The sequence below is a fragment of the Marinobacter sp. KM021 genome (assembly GCF_050707965.1).
GTDB lineage: Bacteria > Pseudomonadota > Gammaproteobacteria > Pseudomonadales > Oleiphilaceae > Marinobacter > Marinobacter shengliensis.
The window spans coordinates 3,870,749-3,888,546 of the sequence record NZ_CP136129.1 but is presented as its reverse complement, the minus strand read 5'-3'; the positions used below and the strand labels follow the sequence as shown (position 1 = coordinate 3,888,546).

The window sequence follows — 17,798 nt, the reverse complement described above, 5'->3', positions numbered from 1 at the left end:
AAAGATGTCCCGATATGAACCATTACCAGGGAACGCGCAGGACCAGGATCAACTTCTGGTACTGACCGATGACAAAGGCAGAATTACCTACGCAAGCAGTGCTTTTTGCCGGCTGTGCGGCTTTGATGAAGACACGCTGAAAGCCGAAGGGTTCAGCCAGCTTCGACACCCGAACATGCCCAAAGGTCCACTGAATGATCTGTGGGAAACCCTGGGGCGGAATGACTCCTGGATGGGTATGATCCGGAACCGCAACGCCCGCGGCAACGATCTCTGGCTCGATGCCTTTGTCACTCCAATCTCGGACGAGCACGGTCGGGTCGTCGAATACCAGGCCATTTATCAGGTACCGGACGGTGCCACGGTTCAGCGCACCCAGCAGGTTTACCAGGCCCGGGCCAGGGGCAAACAACCACTGGCCCTGAAGCTTCCCGGGCTGGCGCCGGCCACTCAGCAATGGCTTCTGGCAACGCTGTTGTTCAGCCCCCTGTTGATAGCCGGGCTGATGGCCCAACCCGCACTGTTCGCCGTTCTGTTTACCCTCAGCAGCGCCCTGTGTGGCCTGGCGCTTTTCCTGCTGAACCGCCCCTTACAAACGCTGTCCCGGTACTGTCAGGGCATTGTAGACCACCCCATCAAACAACTGGTGTACACCGGCCAAGCCGGCACCGTCGGCAAGATCCAACTGGCCATGCGACTGGTGGAAACCCGGCTGAACGTGATGATCGCCAGGGTACGGGACAGCGGCAGCCAGATCGAAGGCTATGTCGGCCAGGCCAATACACTGTTGCAGGCCAGCACCCGAGCGTCTGAACAGCAGCTCTCCGGGTTGAGTACCGTCGCGGCCTCGGTGGAAGAGTTCAGTGCCACCATCCGGGAGGTGTCCGAAAGCACCCATCAGGCCGCCCATCTGAGCACCCGCAACCGGGAATCCGGTGACGACAGTGCCCGCTCCGCCGCAGCCGCACAGGAAAGTATTCGCACCCTGGCCCGGGAACTGGAAGAGGCCGGCGATATTGTCCAGGAGCTGGACCAGAACAGTCAGGCCATCGGGCGTATACTGGATGTGATCAATGCCATCGCCGAACAAACTAACCTTCTGGCGCTTAATGCGGCGATTGAAGCCGCCAGGGCCGGTGAAAACGGGCGAGGGTTTGCGGTGGTTGCCGACGAGGTCCGATCCCTGGCCAAACGAACCCAGCAATCCACCGATGAAGTTCGCGAGATGATCAGCGCCCTGCAGGAAGGGTCTGCCCGGGTGGTTGAATCCATGGAAAAAGGCAAGCGCCAGTCGGCGGCCAGTGTTGAACAAGTGTCCGCCAGCGCCGAAGCGCTTCAAGCCATTGTCGCCGGCATTAACGAAAGCGATGGCCTGAACCAGCAGATTGCCGCCGCCACCGAACAGCAGAGCCAGACCGTCAGCCAGCTGAGCCAGGAGATCCACACCATTCACCAGCTGGCCAGCCAGACCTGTCACCAACTGGCAGATACGGTAAACGCCGGTGAATCCGTTGGCCACCATGTGTTCCGCCAGAAGTTTCTGATCAAACACCTGATGCCCGCCAGCGCCAGCAATGCTCGGCAAGTACAGCTCAAGGAGAAGGTATCGTGACAACGCACACCAACCAGGACACCCACACTCCCCTCACGGTGGTGGTTTCCCGCCGGGTAAAAATAGGTGAGGAATCGGCCTTTGAGCAACTCAGCAGCCAGATGACCGAAAGGGCCGCCAGCTTCCCGGGTTATCTGGGTGCCACCATGTTCCGGCCCTCCTCGCCGGATGACCCGGAATACCGGATTGTCTTCAAGTTCCGGGACCGGGACACCCTGAGCGCCTGGGAAGACTCCCCCGAACGGACCGAACTGCTTGAGCAGATTGAAGCGCTGCTGGCAAAACCCAGTGAGCGGGAAGTCACCTCTGGCATTGTCACCTGGTTTACCCTGCCCGGTCAGAACCCGGTCAAACCGCCACCCAAGTGGAAAATGACCTTCGTCAGCTGGCTGGCCCTGTATCCCGCCGTTACCCTGGTGTTCCTGCTCTTTGGCGACCTGCTGGCACAGATCCCGCTGCTGCTGCGCACCATGGCGGTCACCATCGTGGTCATGCTGCTGATGAGCTACGTGCTGATGCCACGGATGACCCGGTGGTTTGCCTTCTGGCTGTTTCCGAAAAAGAACCACGATGTTCGTTAACGGCGAGAAGGATCTTACCCGGCAATGACCAACCTGCCTGTTAGCCGGTCTCAGTGGCTCGCGCTGGCCCTGATTCCATTATTGTCTGCAGGGTTGCTGTTCAGCCCGGTGGCGGGTTGGTTTGACGGCCCGCAACTGCTATCGGCCTTGCTGGTGATGGCCGGGCTTGTGCTGTTCGCCACCGGCGCCTTGCCGGAGTTTGTCACCGCCCTGCTGGTGCTGACCCTGGCCATGCTGTTGTCGCTGGCCCCGGCCGAGGTGGTGTTTTCCGGGCTCACTTCAACCGCCTGCTGGCTGATTGTGTCCGGGCTGGTGATCGGCATTGCCATCTCGGAAACCGGCCTGGCCCAGCGGGTGTCAGACCTGTTTACCCGCCACCTGGATACCAGCTATACCCGGTTGATCGCCGGCATTGTGGTGATCGGCATTGTGCTGGGCTTTGTCATGCCGTCCTCGGTGGGGCGTATTGTTCTATTTATTCCCATCGCGCTGACCATCGCCCACAGCTGTGGCTTTGAGCCTGGCAGCAATGGCCAGAAAGCCGTCGGGCTGGCAGCGGCCTTTGGCAGCCATCTGCCCACCTTTGCCATTCTGCCCGCCAATGTCCCGAACATGATCATGATCGGCTCTGCCGAGAAGATTCATGGCTGGAGCCCGATGTTCGGGGAATACCTGTTGCTGCACTTTCCGGTGCTGGGCATCCTCAAGGCCATCCTGCTGGTGGTTGTGCTGGTGCGGTTGTACCCGGACAACCCGAAACCGGTTCCGCAAGCGGGCCCAAGCCGGCCTTTCAATTTCACAGAATCGCGGCTGATGGTGATCCTTTTGGTGACCCTCGGGTTCTGGCTGACCGACACCTGGCACCAGATCTCCGCGGCGTGGATTGGCCTGGCGGCAGCCACCCTGCTGCTGATGCCCGGTATTGGCATGATCTCCACCCAGAGCTTCAACCAGAAAGTGAATATCAGCTCGATTCTGGTGGTGGCCGGCCTGCTGGGCATTGCCGGGCTGATCAACCATCAGAACATCAGCGGCATTCTGGGCGGCCATGTACTGGCCTGGCTGCCGCTGGAGCCGGGGCGTGATTTCGCCAACTTTCTTACCTTGTCACTGACGGCGACCGCGACCGGGATGGTGACCACCCTGGCCGGCATTCCGGCAACGCTCACGCCCCTCGCCGGCGCCATGAGCGAGATGACCGGTTTCAGCCTGGAAGCGGTGCTGATGACCCAGGTTCTGGGCTTCTCCACCATCATCTTCACCTACCAGTCCGTACCCTTGATGATGGCCATGCCCCTGGCGGATATTCCCATGCGCCATGCCGCCCGGCTGTGCCTGATTCTGTCAGCACTCACCATCCTGGTGCTGTTTCCGCTGGATTACCTGTGGTGGAAGTGGCTGGGGTGGATCTGAGGCGACAGAGCGCCCTAGCCCCGGTTCGGGTTGTCCCTACAGGTGGTTCATCAGTGCCCGCAACTGGGCGTTGTCGGGGTATCGTTTCAACAAGGTCTGGGTCACTTGCCGGGCCTTATCCTTCTGGTCCAGCTGGAACAGTGCAACCGCGTACCGGTAGCCAAACAGCCACTGGCCGGGCGCCAGTGCATGAGCCCGTTCCAGATCCGCCAGCGCCGCCGGGTAGTCTCGCAGGCGAATGCGGATCAGCCCCCGCAGGTGAATCAGTTGGGGTTCATCAGGGCTGTGTTCCAGGGTTTGATCAATAGCCCGGACCGCTTCCAGGTTTCGGTCTCCGGAACGGAGAATATCGGTCAGCAGGATGGTGGCGGGCACATAGCCTCGGTCTTTGGCCAGTGCACGTTTGAGTTGTTGCTCAGCCTTGTAGACATAATCCCCGGCCATCAGGTATCGGGCTTTCAGCACACTGCCCGCGGGCAGGTCTGACTGCATATCAACATAGTGCTCGTATTCCCGCTTAACCCCGGCCCAGCGTTCGGAGTCCGGCAGGCTGCCGCTCCACACCATGGATTCAAAGGCCGCCAGCCTGACCGCCAGTGATTCATCAGCCAACCCGTGCTCGGCAAGGTTCCGGACCCGGCCCGTCTCGCCGTGCCTGAGCACACGATAGGCGCTCTCGCGGATCACCGCATGATCGCTCTGGGCCAGGCGCCCCACCACCGACATGTGCCGGGCCACGAGGGCGTCCCCGTGCTGTTCCAGCAGCGTTGCCCGGCGAATGGCAGGCTCGCCCTCATCGGCCAGATAAGCCAGAACCTCTGACAGGTTACGTTGCTGAACATGGTGCCAGGTGTCCGGCTGGTAGAGATCCGGATACCAGCTCCCGACGGTTTCTATCGACCAGGCACGATCCTGGTCTGTGTGGCACGCCAGGCAAACATCCGGGCTGCCGGATGCCTTCGACACATCAGGCCGGGGCACCATGAAACTGTGCTCCCGCCGCTCGTCGATCCTCATAAACGTGGCTTCGGGCATATGGCAGCTCACGCACTGCGCACCCTCGCTGTTGCGGGGGTGATGGTGGTGATCCGGGGTATCGTAGTCACCGGCGTTGTGGCACTGGGCACAGACACCGTTGCCTTCAATCTTGAGCTTGCCGGTATGGGGGTTATGGCAGTCGCTACAGACCACACCGGCCTGGAACATCTTGCTTTGTTCAAAGGAGCCCAGCACAAATACCTCTTCCCGGACTCGCCCATCAGAGTAATACAGCGGCTGGTCCAGCCGGCTCAGGCTGAACTGGTCGTGTACCTGGCCACCGGCGGTATCCGTCAGGCTGGTGCGCAGGGAATGGCACTGGCCGCAGGTGGCCACCTGTTTGGAACCAGGCTTGGCCCCTTTCAGGCGAGGTGGCTGTTTTCCTTCGCTCACCAGCCAGGCCCCCACCGCCGCCAGTTGCACGTCGGCGGCCAGGGCGTCTCCGCTACGCTGCGCAGAGGCATGGTCTAGCGCCGCATCATGGCAGGCGGTGCAACTCACGGCCACGTGCTGCCACTCGGTGTGGTAGCGGTCTTCCACCGGGTCGTAATGACGCTCCAGCCCGGTGGAATGGCAATCGGCGCATTGGTTGTTCCAGTTCTGGTAAATGCCGGTCCAGTGCATGGCATCACCGGGCCGGTTCTGCCCCGGTTCATCCAACCGGAACCAGCGCTGACCGCCGTCGGACTTGCTGCGGGTATCCCAGGCAATGTTGAAAGCCTGAAGGCGGCCATCGCCAATATCAATCAGGTACTGTTGCAGCGGGTAAACCCCGAAGGTGTAGCGGACGGTCCACTGGCGTTTTTCGTCACCCTCCCGGGTGTGAATAACGAATTGCCCGTCTTTCTCCAGGAATTGAACGGCGAGCTCTGAGTCTTGATAGCGGGCGCCGGAGAAATCACCGGCCACCACCTCCGGGCTGGCTTCCGCCATGGCGACGGCGTGCTGGGAGCGGGACCATTCGGCCACTTCCCCTTCATGGCAATCCACACAAACAGAAGGGTCGGCCACAGCCGTGCCGCCGGCCAGCATCAGCAGACCGATGGCTAATAGCCTGCAGCCTCGCTTCATCATATCGTTCAATTCCATGTTACTTCAGCACCCATTTCACCAGATCATAAACCCGAATTCCCGGAATATCCCTCGGCTCCCCCTGTAAGACCACAACCTGCAAAGGCTGGCCCAACTTTCGGGATGTGGCCTGCCGCTTGCTTGATTTATGATAAAGATTGTGAAAATCCCGTTGGCTGAACACACAAAAACAACGACTCCGCCATGAACGAAAAACAGGTTCCATTCCGATACAACGTGGGTGTGCGCTCTCCCGATTTTGAGGAGGCAAAGGCGTTTATCAATGCCCACATTGAAGACCGCGAGGTTGCGCCACTGTCGCATAGCGGCCGGGCCGAAAACCTGCTGACGTTGCAGCCGGTAGGCAGCAGCTCGTTGTTCGGCGCCATGTGGTCCGAGAAGGTTCACATTCAGTCCGAAACCCAGCAGACGTTTCATGCGGTTCTGGTGCTGTCCGGCAACATCTATTGCAAATCCCTCGATACCAACGTGCCAGCCGACAGCCTGGTGTTGACGGCGCCGGGCAAGCAGGCAGACCTGGTCTGGGAAAAAGGCACCCGGGCCGTGGTGATGAGCCTGGCGCGCCAGAAACTGATCGACACCCTGGGTGTCCCGGACCTCAGCTTTCTTAGGGAAACCAACGCCTTTATCCCCGGTAATCATCAAGACGCCCTGGTGTTGAGAAACGCCATTACCTGCCTGGCGCAACAACACGAAATCTGTCACGGGCGGATCGACCCGGCGGTTCAGTCCCAGTGGGAAGGCTTGCTGCTGGCACAATTTGCCAACCAGTTGCACCGTGAGGGCCTGGAAAACCCGTCGATACTCCCGGGCCGGATGCGCCTGGCAACGGAATGGATACTGGCGCATATTCGCGAACCCATCTCGGTGTGCGACCTGCTGCGGATCACCGGCGCCAGCCGGCGGTCGCTGGAATCCGGGTTTCGTACCTACCTCAACACCACGCCGGCAAAGTTTATTCTGTGCCACAAACTCAAAGGCGTTCGGGAGTTACTCCGAACCAGCCCCGACATCAACATCGGCGATGCGGCGTTTTCCTTCGGCTTCAACCACCTGAGCCACTTTACCCGCCAGTACCACGAAGCCTTTGGCGAGCTGCCTTCGGAAACCCTGCGGCAGTGCCGGGCATCCCGGGTCGTGGTCAGTAAAAAGGCCCGGCTCGATTCGGCATGACACCGAACCTGACCGGGCAAGACGCTTTCAGAGTCAGAAGGTTAGGTTAAAGCCAATGGCGTAATTGGTATCGGTCAAGAGCGCCCCTTGTGGGCTGACAACCGGTTTATCGAACTGCCCGGTCTCTGCCCACACCTTCACCTGAGGGGTGATTCGCTGCTCGAGCTTCACGGTGTAGACGGAGTTGTCCGCCGCTGAGTAATCGTGATCCTTTTCCTTGTAGCCTACCGCTATGCCAGCACCGCCTTCGGTGATGTACTGGGCAGAGACACCGTAGGAATCAAAATCGGCCTTGCCTTGTGGGTCTAGGGGGTATGGGGAATTGCGGTTGTTTTCCCAAACCGCACCCAGGGCCAGACTGCCCAGCTGGTAACTCACGCCAGCGGCAGAGATCAGGTAATCATCCGTGGCAAACGGCGGCAGTTGCTCCTGCACCAATTGAGTGGTTCCGATGGCGAATCCGAGGTTGTCGCCCTTGTGCACCAGCCGGACCGAGCGGCCGTCGGCATCTTTGCCGTTGCTGTCGTTCAGGGTGATCGCCGCAAATACCAACTTGGTCTTCATAAACCAGGGGGTATGGTAGGCAAAGGTACCTGATGTCCGGTCCGGCTGGGCGAAGATGCCATCGGGCCGTGGGTCTGCCCGGGACACGTTGTATTCATAGTGGTTGATTGGCCCGTAGATATCCGTCCACTGGCCACTGGTGCCCCGGGGCGCCGCCACAAACAACCCGTAGCGGGTTGGCAGCCAGAACTTGGCCTCTTTCACATGCACATCGGCTTCACCATCACGGCCGGTGGTGGGGTCATCGGCACTGTTGGCGGCCCAGGCAAGGTCCACCTCAACGGCGTAGTTCAGGTTCAGGCCTTGATCGATGGCCGCTTTGCCTTGCAACCCGAGTTCAAGTTCAAAAGCTTCTGCTTCCGCGTCTTTTCCTTCGATCTTCAGGGCACCGGCATTCAGGTTTCCGTAGAAGTTCGGTTTATCCAGCTCGACCGCGAGGGCCGGGCTGGCGGCTGCACATATCGCAGCCACCAGCAGTGTCTGTTTCAGTTTCATGGCGTATCTCCTGTTTTCTGACATGGGGTCGGGTTACTCAACACACTTGCCGTACAGGCAGGTGGTGAAGCTGTATCCAACTCTCCGCATGTCGGCAGGGTCAGCTGCGATCACGCCATTGCGCTTGACGTACTTGTCCCACTCAGCCAGCAGTTGTTTCAGCTTTTCAGGTTCCTTGCTGGCCAGGTCCGTGGTTTCAGTAGGATCAACAGCCAGATTGAAAAGCTGCCATTCGCCCGGGCCATAAGGTGGCTCCATCAGTCGAATTTTCCAGTCACCCATGCGCACCGCGGAACGGCCATAGAGTTCCCATCCAACAACCCGGTTTTCCGGAGCCTTGCCGTTCAGGCCGGGCACCATCGAAATGCCTTGAACCTCGAATACTTCCCGGCCCTTGTAAGGGCTGGTAGGAACATCGATACCCGCCAGTTCCAGGAACGTCGGCATGATGTCCATCACATGGAAAAACTCGTGGTTGATTTCGCCGTTGGCGTCTTTACCCGGTAGGCTGAGGATAGCCGGCACCAGGAAACCACCCTGGGTTGGGTAGCCTTTCCACATCGGCCAGGGCGTGGCACTGACCTGGCCCCACTGGGCGCCATACCAGATGTAGGAGTCACGACGGCCCATGTTCTCGAAGCTGTTGTCGTACTCAGAGGCAATCCATTCCTTGTTGCGGGGCAACACTTCCGGGCTGTTGCCATCTGCGCCGTTATCGGACATGAACATGACCACGGTATTATCGAGCTTGCCAGCTTTTTCCAGGTGACCAATAACACGGCCGATGTTCTCGTCCATGTTGTCGACCATGGCGGCGTAGATCTCCATCTTTCGGGCTTCGATCCTGCGCTGCTCATCGGTCAGCTCATCCCAGCTCGGCAGCTGGTCAAAAGGTACGTTGGCGGCGAGTTCATGCCCAACCAGCCCCATGTCTTTCATCTTGCCCAGGCGCTGCTGGCGAATGGCTTCATAGCCCTCGTCGTAACGACCCTCGTATTTCTTGATGTAGGAATCCGGCGCCTGCAGGGGCCAATGGGGTGCGGTGAACGACAGCACATGGAAGAACGGTTTGTCGCCGGCTGCGGTTACGTACTCAATGGCTTTGTCGGCGTAGAAATCCGAAGAGAAGAAGCCATTGGGCACCTCTACCTGCTTGCCGTTCTCCAGGTAGATGGCTTTCGGATCGACACCGATAATCGCCCGGCCATCATCAAAGTGGCTGGCGCCGCCCTGCACCAGCACCCAGGATTCGTCGAACCCACGCGCATTGGGGCTCAGCGCTTCAGTCCGGCCAAGATGCCATTTACCTGTGGTGGATGTGTGGTACCCGTTATCCCGCAGCACTTCAGGCAGAGTCACCACCAGATCATTCAGGTGGCCCTCGTAGCCTGGCTGCCCTTTCTGTTCCGGCGTCAGCAGCTCGGCCATGTTGCCGATACCGGCGCGGTGGTTATCGGTGCCGGAAAACAGCATGGACCGGGTCGGGGAACACGTGGGTGCGGTGTGGAAGTTGGTCATCCGGATGCCTTCATTGGCCAGGGCATCCAGGCTCGGGGTTTCAATCTCGCCCCCAAACGCGCCGATGTCTGAATAGCCCAGGTCATCGGCGATAATCAGCAGGAAGTTGGGTTTTTCAGCCTGGTTGGCTGATGCCAGCGTAGACGCTGCCACCAACCCCAGGGCAAGCCCCAACCGACGAAGCAGCGTGTTGTTTTTGTACATGCTATGCCCTCAATCAGTTCGTTGTTGTGCCACCAGTGTGTGGTCAACACCATTCTGCTGAGGGTTTGTGGGTAGGGGTTATCCCGTATGCGCAGCCATTGTCATAAATGCGCAACATTCTCTGAGACGCAAAATACCCGACTACAATACATAGTGGTGATAGTCGTCCGCCTTGCACGAGGAGTCTTCATGGAACTGCCCGCCTACCTGAAAGTCATGGCCGACAAGGGCGCCTCTGACCTGTTCTTTTCTACCGGTTCACCGGTGATGATGAAGGTCGAGGGCAAAACCGGCCCGATCACCCAGAACCCCCTGGCCTCTGGCGCGGTCCGGCAACTGGCCTATTCGGTGATGAACGACAAGCAGCGGGCCGAGTTCGAGAAGAACCTGGAACTGGACATGGCGGTCGGAGTGAACGAGGTTGGGCGATTCCGGGTGAATGTGTTCTGGCAGCGCGGCGAAGTCAGCATGGTGGTGCGTCATCTGCGCAACGACATTCCCTCCATTGAGAGTCTTGGCCTGCCATCGGTGCTGAAAGAGCTGATCCTGGAACCTCGCGGATTGATACTGGTGGTTGGCTCCACCGGTTCCGGCAAATCCACCACCCTGGCCTCGATGATTGACCACCGTAACGGCAACCAGTCTGGCCACATCCTGACGGTGGAAGACCCCATTGAATACACCCACAACCACAGGAAAAGTGTGGTTAACCAGCGGGAGGTGGGGGTAGACACCCGCTCCTATAACGAAGCGTTGCGCCGGGCCATGCGGGAAGCGCCCGATGTGATCATGATCGGTGAGATCCGCGACCGGGACACTATGAAGCATGCGCTCACCTATGCGGAAACCGGCCACCTGTGCATCTCAACTCTGCACGCCAGCAACGTGGACCATACCATGCGGCGGATTGTGAACTTCTTTCCCGAACACGCCCATAAGGAGCTGTTCATGGATATGAGCATGCACCTGAAAGCGGTGGTGGCCCAACGTCTGCTGAAGGGTAAAGACGGCAAACGAGTGGTCGCCGTGGAAGTGATGCTTGCCAGCCCCTACATTCGGGACCTGATCTCCAAGGGCGAAATTGATGGCATCGCGGACATTATGACGCGGGGCAGCGAACAGGGCATGAAAACCTTCGATCAGGCCATTCTCGAGCTCTACAACGCGGGTAAGATTACCCGGGAAGAGGCTCTCAGCAACGCCAACTCCAGGCACAACCTGGAAGTCAAGATTCGCCTGGCCAGCGGTGGCCTGCAATCGCCCAGCGACCTGCTGAGCATTGACGAAAGCTGAGTCTAACAACGAAAAACGCCCCGATTGACGGGGCGTTTTCTGGACCGGAGACCTGATCAGATCTTGGTCATTCTCAGGTAAGGACGCAGTTCGTTCCAGCCCTGCGGGAACATCTCCTTGGCCTTTTCGTTGTCGATTGACGGCGGAATGATCACCTCACCACCCTTGCGCCAGTCTGCAGGCATCGCACACTTGTTGGCATCCGCAAATTGCAGGGCATCGATGGCGCGAAGGATCTCGTCGAAGTTACGACCAACCGCCATCGGGTAGGTCATGGTCAGGCGCACTTTCTTGTTCGGGTCGATGATGAACACGCTGCGCACAGCGGCGGTTTCGCTCTCGCCCGGGTGAATCATTTCGTACAGCTGAGCAATCTTGAAGTCTTCGTCGGCAACGATCGGGAACTGCAGATCACAGCTCTGGGTGTCGTTGACGTCGTCGATCCACTTCAGGTGCTCTTCTACCGAATCGGTAGACAGACCCAGAGGCTTGACGTTGCGGGCTGCGAACTCTTGCGCCAGCTGGGCAGTACGGCCCATTTCAGTGGTACATACCGGGGTGAAATCAGCCGGGTGGCTGAAGAAGAACACCCAGGAATCACCAGCCCACTCGTGGAAGCTCATTTGGCCTTTGGTGGTGTCTACGTTGAAATCCGGGGCGGTTTCGCCGAGTCGAATTGTCATGTCATTTCTCCTGTCGGGGTTTCACATCAGTGGTTTTGTTAACAACAAGTTCAGAGTAAGCGAGCCCTTTCGTTATATCAATTTCAATATATCTATAGCTCTATTAGTTTTAAGCAAATGATCGATGGCTTGATCATCCTGCCTCCTTATCCAGCAAATCACGGATGGATTGCGGGTCGTGCCCTGCTTCGTGCGCGGCCTTAAGCAACATCGGGATGTTGCATTGCGGATTCTGGGCGCGGCTCTGGGCCCACATATGCACCGCTCGCCGGCCGGTCCTGCAAAAGCCCAGGATTGGTGTCGGCGCCGCATCCAGCGCCTTGCCGAACGCTTCGACATCGGCGGCGGTGTACTCGCCAGAGGCCACCGGCACACAGAACCATTGCAACCCCGCGCGCTCCGCCGACTCACGAAAAACATCCTCACTTTCGTAGCCTTCTTCGCCCACCCGCCGGTTGCAAATCACCGCTTTGAAACCCTGCTGGCGAACGCTCTCGAAATCTTCAGGGGTAATCTCGTCCGAAATCGCAAATCCGGGTTCAACAAAATGCACTTTCATTACTTGCTCTCCTCTGGGTCAACCTGCTCAAAACCGGTTGACCGGTACTTTCAGATAAACTTGACCGTTTTGATCCGCCTCAGGCATTTCTCCGGCGCGCATGTTCACTTGCACCGAAGGCAGAATCAGCCTCGGCATATCCAGGGTGGCATCCCGCTCGGTTCTCAGGCGCACAAACTCCTCTTCCGCCATACCCTCGCGAACGTGGATATTGCGTGCCCGCTGTTCAGCGACCGTGGTCTGATGCTGATACTCATCCCGGCCCGGGGCTTTGTAGTCGTGGCACAGGAAAATGCGGGTCTCGACCGGCAGTGCCAGCACCTTCTGCACTGATTGATAGAGCACCTTGGCGTCTCCCCCCGGGAAATCACACCGGGCCGTGCCGGAATCCGGGGCAAACAGGGTGTCCCCAACAAACGCAGCGTCGCCGATGACATAGGTCAGGCAGGCCGGTGTGTGGCCGGGGGTGTGAAGCACATAACCCTCAAGCGCGCCTATCCGGAAACGGTCACCTTCTTCGAACAACTGTCCGAACTGGCTGCCGTCCCGGGCAAACTCGGTACCGGCATTGAAGGCCTTACCAAAGATTTCCTGAACCTCAATGATGCGCGCGCCGATACCGGTCTTACCGCCAAGCCGCTCCTGCAGATACGGCGCTGCCGAGAGGTGGTCCGCGTGGACATGGGTTTCCAGAATCCATTCCACCACCAGGCCGTTGTCCTGGACATAACGCACGATCTCGTCGGCTGAGCGAACATCGGTACGGCCAGCGGCGTAATCGAAATCAAGCACCGAATCGATAATGGCACAGGCATCACTGCCCGGATCTTTCACGACGTAGCTGAAGGTATTGGTCGCTTCGTCGAAGAAGTGGGTGACTATTGGCTGTTGCATAGTCGTTTCCTCCTCGTAAATGGTGTGAATCACTCGTTGACCACTAAACCACACAACAAGGAATAACGATATACCTATTGGAAATATGTATTTCTATATCGATTATAGGGGAAGGTAATCGGCCAGCTATTTTTGATAGCAATCAATGAATAATGGGGAGGGCGGGGGGGGAGCGGCTAGTGCCGCTCCTCAAGATCTTCGTAACCGGTGATCATGGGCTTGATATGACTGGTCACCGTCGTGCCCATGGTGGCCATGTAGACGTGGGCGGACAATCCGGGCACTACCCTGAATTTGCATCTCGCTCTTTCGCCCGACAGTGACAATGTCACTGAACTCTCCCCCAACGCCGCTCTATATTGGTAAGTGACAACCTCACTCAAGGAGCCCAACCAATGACAAATATTCTCAAGCTTTTCACCCTGGCCGTTCTGGTTACACTGGCACCAATGCACGCGATGGCCGCTAACCACGGAAACAAAGGCAGTGCCGTAGAAGAAGTTCTGGTGATTCTGTCCAGCGACTCCCTCCAGACCCAGGGCATGGCCATGGTGCTGGCCAATACCATGGCGGAAAAAGGCGCCAAGGTTAACGTACTGCTGTGTGATGAGGCCGGAGACCTCGCCCTGAAATCCTATGAAGGCGAAGCTCTGGCACCGCGCAACGTGACGCCTGGGCAAATGCTGCGCGGCCTGCTGAAAGCGGGTGGTACCGCCAGTGTTTGTGCTCTCTACTTGCCGAACAGCGACAATAACAAAGACGACCTGATTGACGGTGTTGGTGTTGCCATGCCGCCGCAGATGGCCGACCAGATGCTGGATCGCAAAATGCGCACTTTCACCTTCTGAGGTGATCGGGTAGCCAAGTTATAGCGACAACGCCAGCCCCAGGGCTGGCGTTTCAGGTTCTAAACAGACAACTGAGGTAAACGATGGCCCAAGCTGAAACCTCCCGCCTGCAGAACTTTCCCGTCTCCTGGTTTGCCACGGTGATGGGTCTGGCCGGCCTGACCATTGCCCTGCATCGGGCCGAGGCAGTGCTCGGCCTTCCCTCAACCGTCAGCCTCACTGTGTTGGTTCTGACCATAGCGGTATTTGTCAGCCTGGCATTGCTCTATGCCCTGAAGGCGGCACGATACCCCCAGCAGGTGAAGGCAGAACTGAACCACCCGATCAAACTCAATTTTGCCCCGACCATTTCCATCGGCCTGATTCTGCTTAGTATTGCGCTGCTCCCTCACCACCAGGGCGCGTCTCTGATAATCTGGGGTTTGGGCACAGTACTGCATCTGGGTTTCACGCTTTACGTGCTCTCGGCATGGATTCACCACACTCACTTCGAGATCAACCACATGAACCCGGCCTGGTTCATCCCGATCGTCGGTAACATTCTGGTACCCATTGCCGGGGTGCAACATGGTTTTACCGAGCTTTCCTGGTTTTTCTTCAGCATTGGCCTGGTGTTCTGGCTGGTGTTGCTGACCATCATCTTCAACCGGATGTTTTTCCACCACCCGTTGCCCGGCAAGCTGCTACCCACCCTGTTCATCCTGATTGCGCCGCCGGGAGTGGGTTTTATTTCCTGGCTCCAGCTCACCGGTGAACTCGACAGTTTTGCCCGGGTGCTTTATTACAGCGCCCTGTTTCTGACCCTGATGCTGTTTACCCAGGTGTCGCGATTCCTGAAGCTGCAGTTTTTCCTGTCCTGGTGGGCTTATTCGTTTCCGATGGCCGCTATCACTATTGCCACATTGACCATGTATCAGCGTTTGGAGATCCCATTCTTCAAATGGCTGGGGGTTGGCCTGTTGGTCGTTCTGGTGGTGTTGATTGCGGGGCTTGTGCTAAGAACGGCGATTGCCGTGCGCCGGCGGGAAATCTGTATTGAGGAATAATCGGAACAGAACGGGTGCTTGCCATGACAAGCACCCGAACCACTACGGACGATAGATTTTTTCCGGGTTGGCTTTGGTAGACCAGGGCATTCCGGAGTTCTGCCAGCCATTCTTCAGGCGCATACCCTTCTGCGGACCTTCTTTCAGGGAGTCCCCCTGGAAGCCGTGGTCCACATACTTCACGTTGGTAAAGCCGCGCTCCAGCAAATAGTCCGCACTGGGCTTGCCACGGGCAGAACCTGAACGACACATGGTGATGATCAGCGAATCCCGGTTCAACCCCTTGTCGGCCAGCGCGGCATCCACCTCGGCAACAAAATTTTCGTTGATGTCCATGGCGAAAACGGATTTCTCGTCATTGAACCGGGTGCGGTCCACCAACTGGAAAGGAATGTTCAGATCCACCGCATCGGTGAAGCCGATGAACATGATTTCCACCGGGTCCCGCACGTCAATGAACAACACCTGATCGCCCTGCTCCTGGACCATATCGAGGGTTTCCTGTGGCGTGACTGACAGCGCTTCCTCTGCCTGGGCCGTGGTCACCAGGGCAAAACTGAACAGCAACATCACGAGTAACGATTTCATGGCAATCTCCTGTTTTGAGTCTAGGATTTCTCTTCGAGCATAACGATATAACCTCCCATTTGACACCCGCCAAACCGCTTCGTTCAGCGGCGAAATGTCGCAGCTAACCCTGAATATCCACGACAAAAAGTGAAAATTGACAGACATCAATTATGACGCCAACTCTGACCGGTTTTCCGTGCAGTTGCCGGGGCATTTGTTAACGTTGATTCAGAGAGACCAGACCTGTCTCATAAGGAGAGTGAACCATGATGAAACGTCCGTTAACCAAAGCCCTGATTCTGAGTCTGGGCGTAATGGCGGGTTCTGCCGCAGCAGATGACCTGCTGGACCGGGCCAGAAGCACCTTCGAGCCGATTCCCAAATATCCACCTGTGATCGACGGCAACGAGCTGACCCAATCCAAGGTGGAACTGGGCAAGATGCTGTTCTTCGAACCGCGCCTGTCTTCCAGCCATCTGATCAGCTGTAACACCTGCCACAACGTCGGTTTAGGCGGAGATGATTACCTGCCGGTGTCCATTGGTCACGGCTGGCAGAAAGGCCCCCGTAACTCCCCGACGGTATTCAACGCGGTGTTCAACGCAGCGCAGTTCTGGGATGGCCGGGCAGCCGACCTTGCCGAGCAGGCCAAGGGCCCGGTTCAGGCGGGCGTGGAAATGAGCAGCACTCCGGAGCGGGTGGTTTCTACCCTGAAGAGTATGCCGGAGTATGTTGAGCGCTTTGGCGATGCCTTTCCGGGGCAGGATGACCCGGTAACCTTCGATAACATGGCCATTGCCATCGAAGCTTTCGAGGCAACCTTGATCACTCCGGACTCAGATTTCGACAAGTACCTGCGTGGCAACACTGAGGCGATGAACGAAAAAGAGAAAGAGGGACTGGCCCTGTTCATGGATCGCGGTTGCGCGGCCTGCCACAGCGGTGTGAACCTGGGTGGCCAGGAATACTACCCGTTTGGTCTGGTCGAGCGCCCGGGCGGTGCCATTCTGCCTGAGGGTGACCGCGGGCGCTTCGAAGTGACCCAGACAGCAACCGACGAGTATGTCTTCCGTGCGTCCCCGCTTCGGAACATTGAGCTGACCGCACCCTATTTCCACTCTGGCGCAGTCTGGAGCCTGGATGAGGCCGTCGCGGTCATGGGTACCGCACAGCTGGGTACCGAGCTTAATGACAACGAGGTTCAAGCCATCGTTGCCTTCCTCAAGACCCTGACCGGTAATGTCCCTGAAATCCGGTACCCGATCCTGCCGCCGAGCACCGCCACCACACCTCGGCCCACCGACATGGTGCCGTGATCACCTGATCAGCCGGTACCTTTAACAGCGTGCCTCCGGGCGCGCTGTTTCGTTCAGGGCCAGGGCCATACGAACAATTCCCCACCTTTGTCCTGTTGTGCCAATCCTGATAAGCAAGCTATCGTCTGTTTTTACCTGCAGCAGACGAGGCCCTATGAATCCGACCATCGAACTCCTGAAATCCCATCGCTCCATCCGGAAATTCAAGGATCAGAAGATTCCGCGGGAACTGTTTGAAGACCTGATCCGTGCCGGGCAATGCGCAGCCACCTCCAACCATGTCCAGGCCTACACCATTATTCATGTGGTCAATCCGGAAAACCGTCGGAAACTGGCAGAACTGGCCGGGGGCCAGACCTATGTGGAAAGCTGCTCGGATTTCCTGGTGTTCTGCGCCGATATGAAACGGGCGACCGAATCGGCAGAGAAAGCCGGAGCGGATGTGATTCGAGGTATGACCGAGCAACTGCTGGTGGCCAGCATTGATGCCGCTCTGATTGCCCAGAATGTGGTGGTAGCGGCGGAATCGGAAGGACTGGGTATCTGCTACATTGGCGGTATTCGCAACAACCCGCAGGAAGTGAGCGATCTGCTCAAGCTGCCGGAGCATGTGTACCCGGTATTTGGCCTGTGCCTCGGCTATCCCGACCAGCAACCGGAAGTTAAGCCGCGCCTGCCCCTGGCCGCCATCTTGAAACAGGATGCTTACGACGATTCACAGGATGAACACCTGGTGGCCCGCTTCGACGACACCATGGCCCGCTATTACCGCGAGCGCACCGGAGGCAACAAGGACACCAACTGGTCCGAGCAGCTTAAGCCGCTGTTTACCAGCAAGCTTCGGCCGCACATGAAGGAGTTCCTGAACAAGCGAGGGTTCGGGGTCAAGTAACCCCCTC

Annotated in this window: 17 protein-coding genes; 9 read left to right on the top strand and 8 right to left on the bottom strand. The window is 58.1% G+C overall.

Features of this window, described 5'->3' with window-relative positions; all coding sequences use genetic code 11:
• The first annotated feature begins 4 nt into the window (after positions 1-4).
• Genes RVM24_RS18120 through RVM24_RS18110 form a run of 3 tightly spaced genes read left to right on the top strand, consistent with a single transcriptional unit; the run spans position 5 to position 3,606 of the window.
• Complete coding sequence (locus RVM24_RS18120) at positions 5-1,612, top strand: methyl-accepting chemotaxis protein (RefSeq protein WP_431474514.1); 1,608 nt, start codon at positions 5-7, stop codon at positions 1,610-1,612.
• A complete protein-coding gene (locus tag RVM24_RS18115; RefSeq protein WP_431474513.1) occupies positions 1,609-2,193 on the top strand; it encodes an antibiotic biosynthesis monooxygenase in 585 nt (194 codons plus the stop codon). The genes RVM24_RS18120 and RVM24_RS18115 overlap by 4 nt, the downstream gene beginning before the upstream one ends.
• Positions 2,194-2,217: 24 nt before the next feature.
• Positions 2,218-3,606: an SLC13 family permease gene (locus tag RVM24_RS18110; RefSeq protein ID WP_431474512.1), complete on the top strand. Its 1,389-nt coding sequence runs from the start codon at positions 2,218-2,220 to the stop codon at positions 3,604-3,606.
• A gap of 36 nt (positions 3,607-3,642) precedes the next feature.
• Here the strand turns inward: RVM24_RS18110 and RVM24_RS18105 are convergent, their stop codons facing one another.
• Complete coding sequence (locus RVM24_RS18105; RefSeq protein ID WP_431474511.1) at positions 3,643-5,733, bottom strand: tetratricopeptide repeat protein; 2,091 nt, start codon at positions 5,731-5,733, stop codon at positions 3,643-3,645.
• 186 nt (positions 5,734-5,919) lie between these two features.
• Here RVM24_RS18105 and RVM24_RS18100 point away from each other — a divergent pair, with 186 nt between their 5' ends.
• On the top strand, positions 5,920-6,909 hold the full coding sequence (locus RVM24_RS18100; RefSeq protein ID WP_431474510.1) for a helix-turn-helix domain-containing protein: 990 nt from the start codon (positions 5,920-5,922) through the stop codon (positions 6,907-6,909).
• A gap of 33 nt (positions 6,910-6,942) precedes the next feature.
• Here the strand turns inward: RVM24_RS18100 and RVM24_RS18095 are convergent, their stop codons facing one another.
• Both RVM24_RS18095 and RVM24_RS18090 read right to left on the bottom strand, forming a co-directional pair.
• Positions 6,943-7,968, bottom strand: coding sequence for a porin (locus tag RVM24_RS18095; protein WP_286920742.1), 1,026 nt, complete (start codon positions 7,966-7,968; stop codon positions 6,943-6,945).
• Positions 7,969-8,001: 33 nt separating this feature from the next.
• Positions 8,002-9,690, bottom strand: coding sequence for an arylsulfatase (locus RVM24_RS18090; protein WP_138436899.1), 1,689 nt, complete (start codon positions 9,688-9,690; stop codon positions 8,002-8,004).
• A gap of 189 nt (positions 9,691-9,879) precedes the next feature.
• Here RVM24_RS18090 and RVM24_RS18085 point away from each other — a divergent pair, with 189 nt between their 5' ends.
• Entirely contained in the window at positions 9,880-10,983 is a 1,104-nt protein-coding gene (locus RVM24_RS18085; RefSeq protein WP_431474509.1) for a PilT/PilU family type 4a pilus ATPase, read from the top strand.
• Between the two features lie 56 nt (positions 10,984-11,039).
• Here RVM24_RS18085 and RVM24_RS18080 read toward each other — a convergent pair whose 3' ends face one another.
• From RVM24_RS18080 to RVM24_RS18065, 4 genes are all read right to left on the bottom strand, one after another.
• Positions 11,040-11,666, bottom strand: a complete 627-nt coding sequence (locus RVM24_RS18080; protein ID WP_138436941.1) for a peroxiredoxin — start codon at positions 11,664-11,666, stop codon at positions 11,040-11,042.
• A 133-nt stretch (positions 11,667-11,799) separates the two neighbouring features.
• Positions 11,800-12,225 (bottom strand): TIGR01244 family sulfur transferase, encoded by a 426-nt coding sequence (locus RVM24_RS18075; protein WP_431474508.1) that lies wholly within the window; start codon positions 12,223-12,225, stop codon positions 11,800-11,802.
• A gap of 27 nt (positions 12,226-12,252) precedes the next feature.
• Complete coding sequence (locus tag RVM24_RS18070) at positions 12,253-13,119, bottom strand: MBL fold metallo-hydrolase (protein ID WP_138436943.1); 867 nt, start codon at positions 13,117-13,119, stop codon at positions 12,253-12,255.
• 176 nt (positions 13,120-13,295) lie between these two features.
• The gene (locus tag RVM24_RS18065; protein ID WP_431474507.1) at positions 13,296-13,451 is read right to left on the bottom strand and encodes a hypothetical protein; all 156 of its coding nucleotides are present in this window, start codon (positions 13,449-13,451) and stop codon (positions 13,296-13,298) included.
• A gap of 63 nt (positions 13,452-13,514) precedes the next feature.
• On the opposite strand from RVM24_RS18065, the gene RVM24_RS18060 reads away from it, so the two are divergent.
• Both RVM24_RS18060 and RVM24_RS18055 read left to right on the top strand, forming a co-directional pair.
• Positions 13,515-13,967 (top strand): hypothetical protein, encoded by a 453-nt coding sequence (locus tag RVM24_RS18060; RefSeq protein WP_431474506.1) that lies wholly within the window; start codon positions 13,515-13,517, stop codon positions 13,965-13,967.
• An 83-nt stretch (positions 13,968-14,050) separates the two neighbouring features.
• Complete coding sequence (locus tag RVM24_RS18055) at positions 14,051-15,013, top strand: SLAC1 anion channel family protein (protein ID WP_286253217.1); 963 nt, start codon at positions 14,051-14,053, stop codon at positions 15,011-15,013.
• 42 nt (positions 15,014-15,055) lie between these two features.
• On the opposite strand, the gene RVM24_RS18050 is transcribed toward RVM24_RS18055, so the two are convergent.
• Entirely contained in the window at positions 15,056-15,601 is a 546-nt protein-coding gene (locus RVM24_RS18050) for a rhodanese-like domain-containing protein (protein ID WP_431474505.1), read from the bottom strand.
• A 248-nt stretch (positions 15,602-15,849) separates the two neighbouring features.
• Between RVM24_RS18050 and RVM24_RS18045 the strand changes: the two genes are divergently transcribed.
• Both RVM24_RS18045 and nfsA read left to right on the top strand, forming a co-directional pair.
• Positions 15,850-16,899, top strand: a complete 1,050-nt coding sequence (locus RVM24_RS18045) for a cytochrome-c peroxidase (RefSeq protein WP_431474504.1) — start codon at positions 15,850-15,852, stop codon at positions 16,897-16,899.
• 154 nt (positions 16,900-17,053) lie between these two features.
• The gene (nfsA, locus tag RVM24_RS18040) at positions 17,054-17,791 is read left to right on the top strand and encodes an oxygen-insensitive NADPH nitroreductase (protein WP_431474503.1); all 738 of its coding nucleotides are present in this window, start codon (positions 17,054-17,056) and stop codon (positions 17,789-17,791) included.
• Positions 17,792-17,798: the final 7 nt, after the last annotated feature.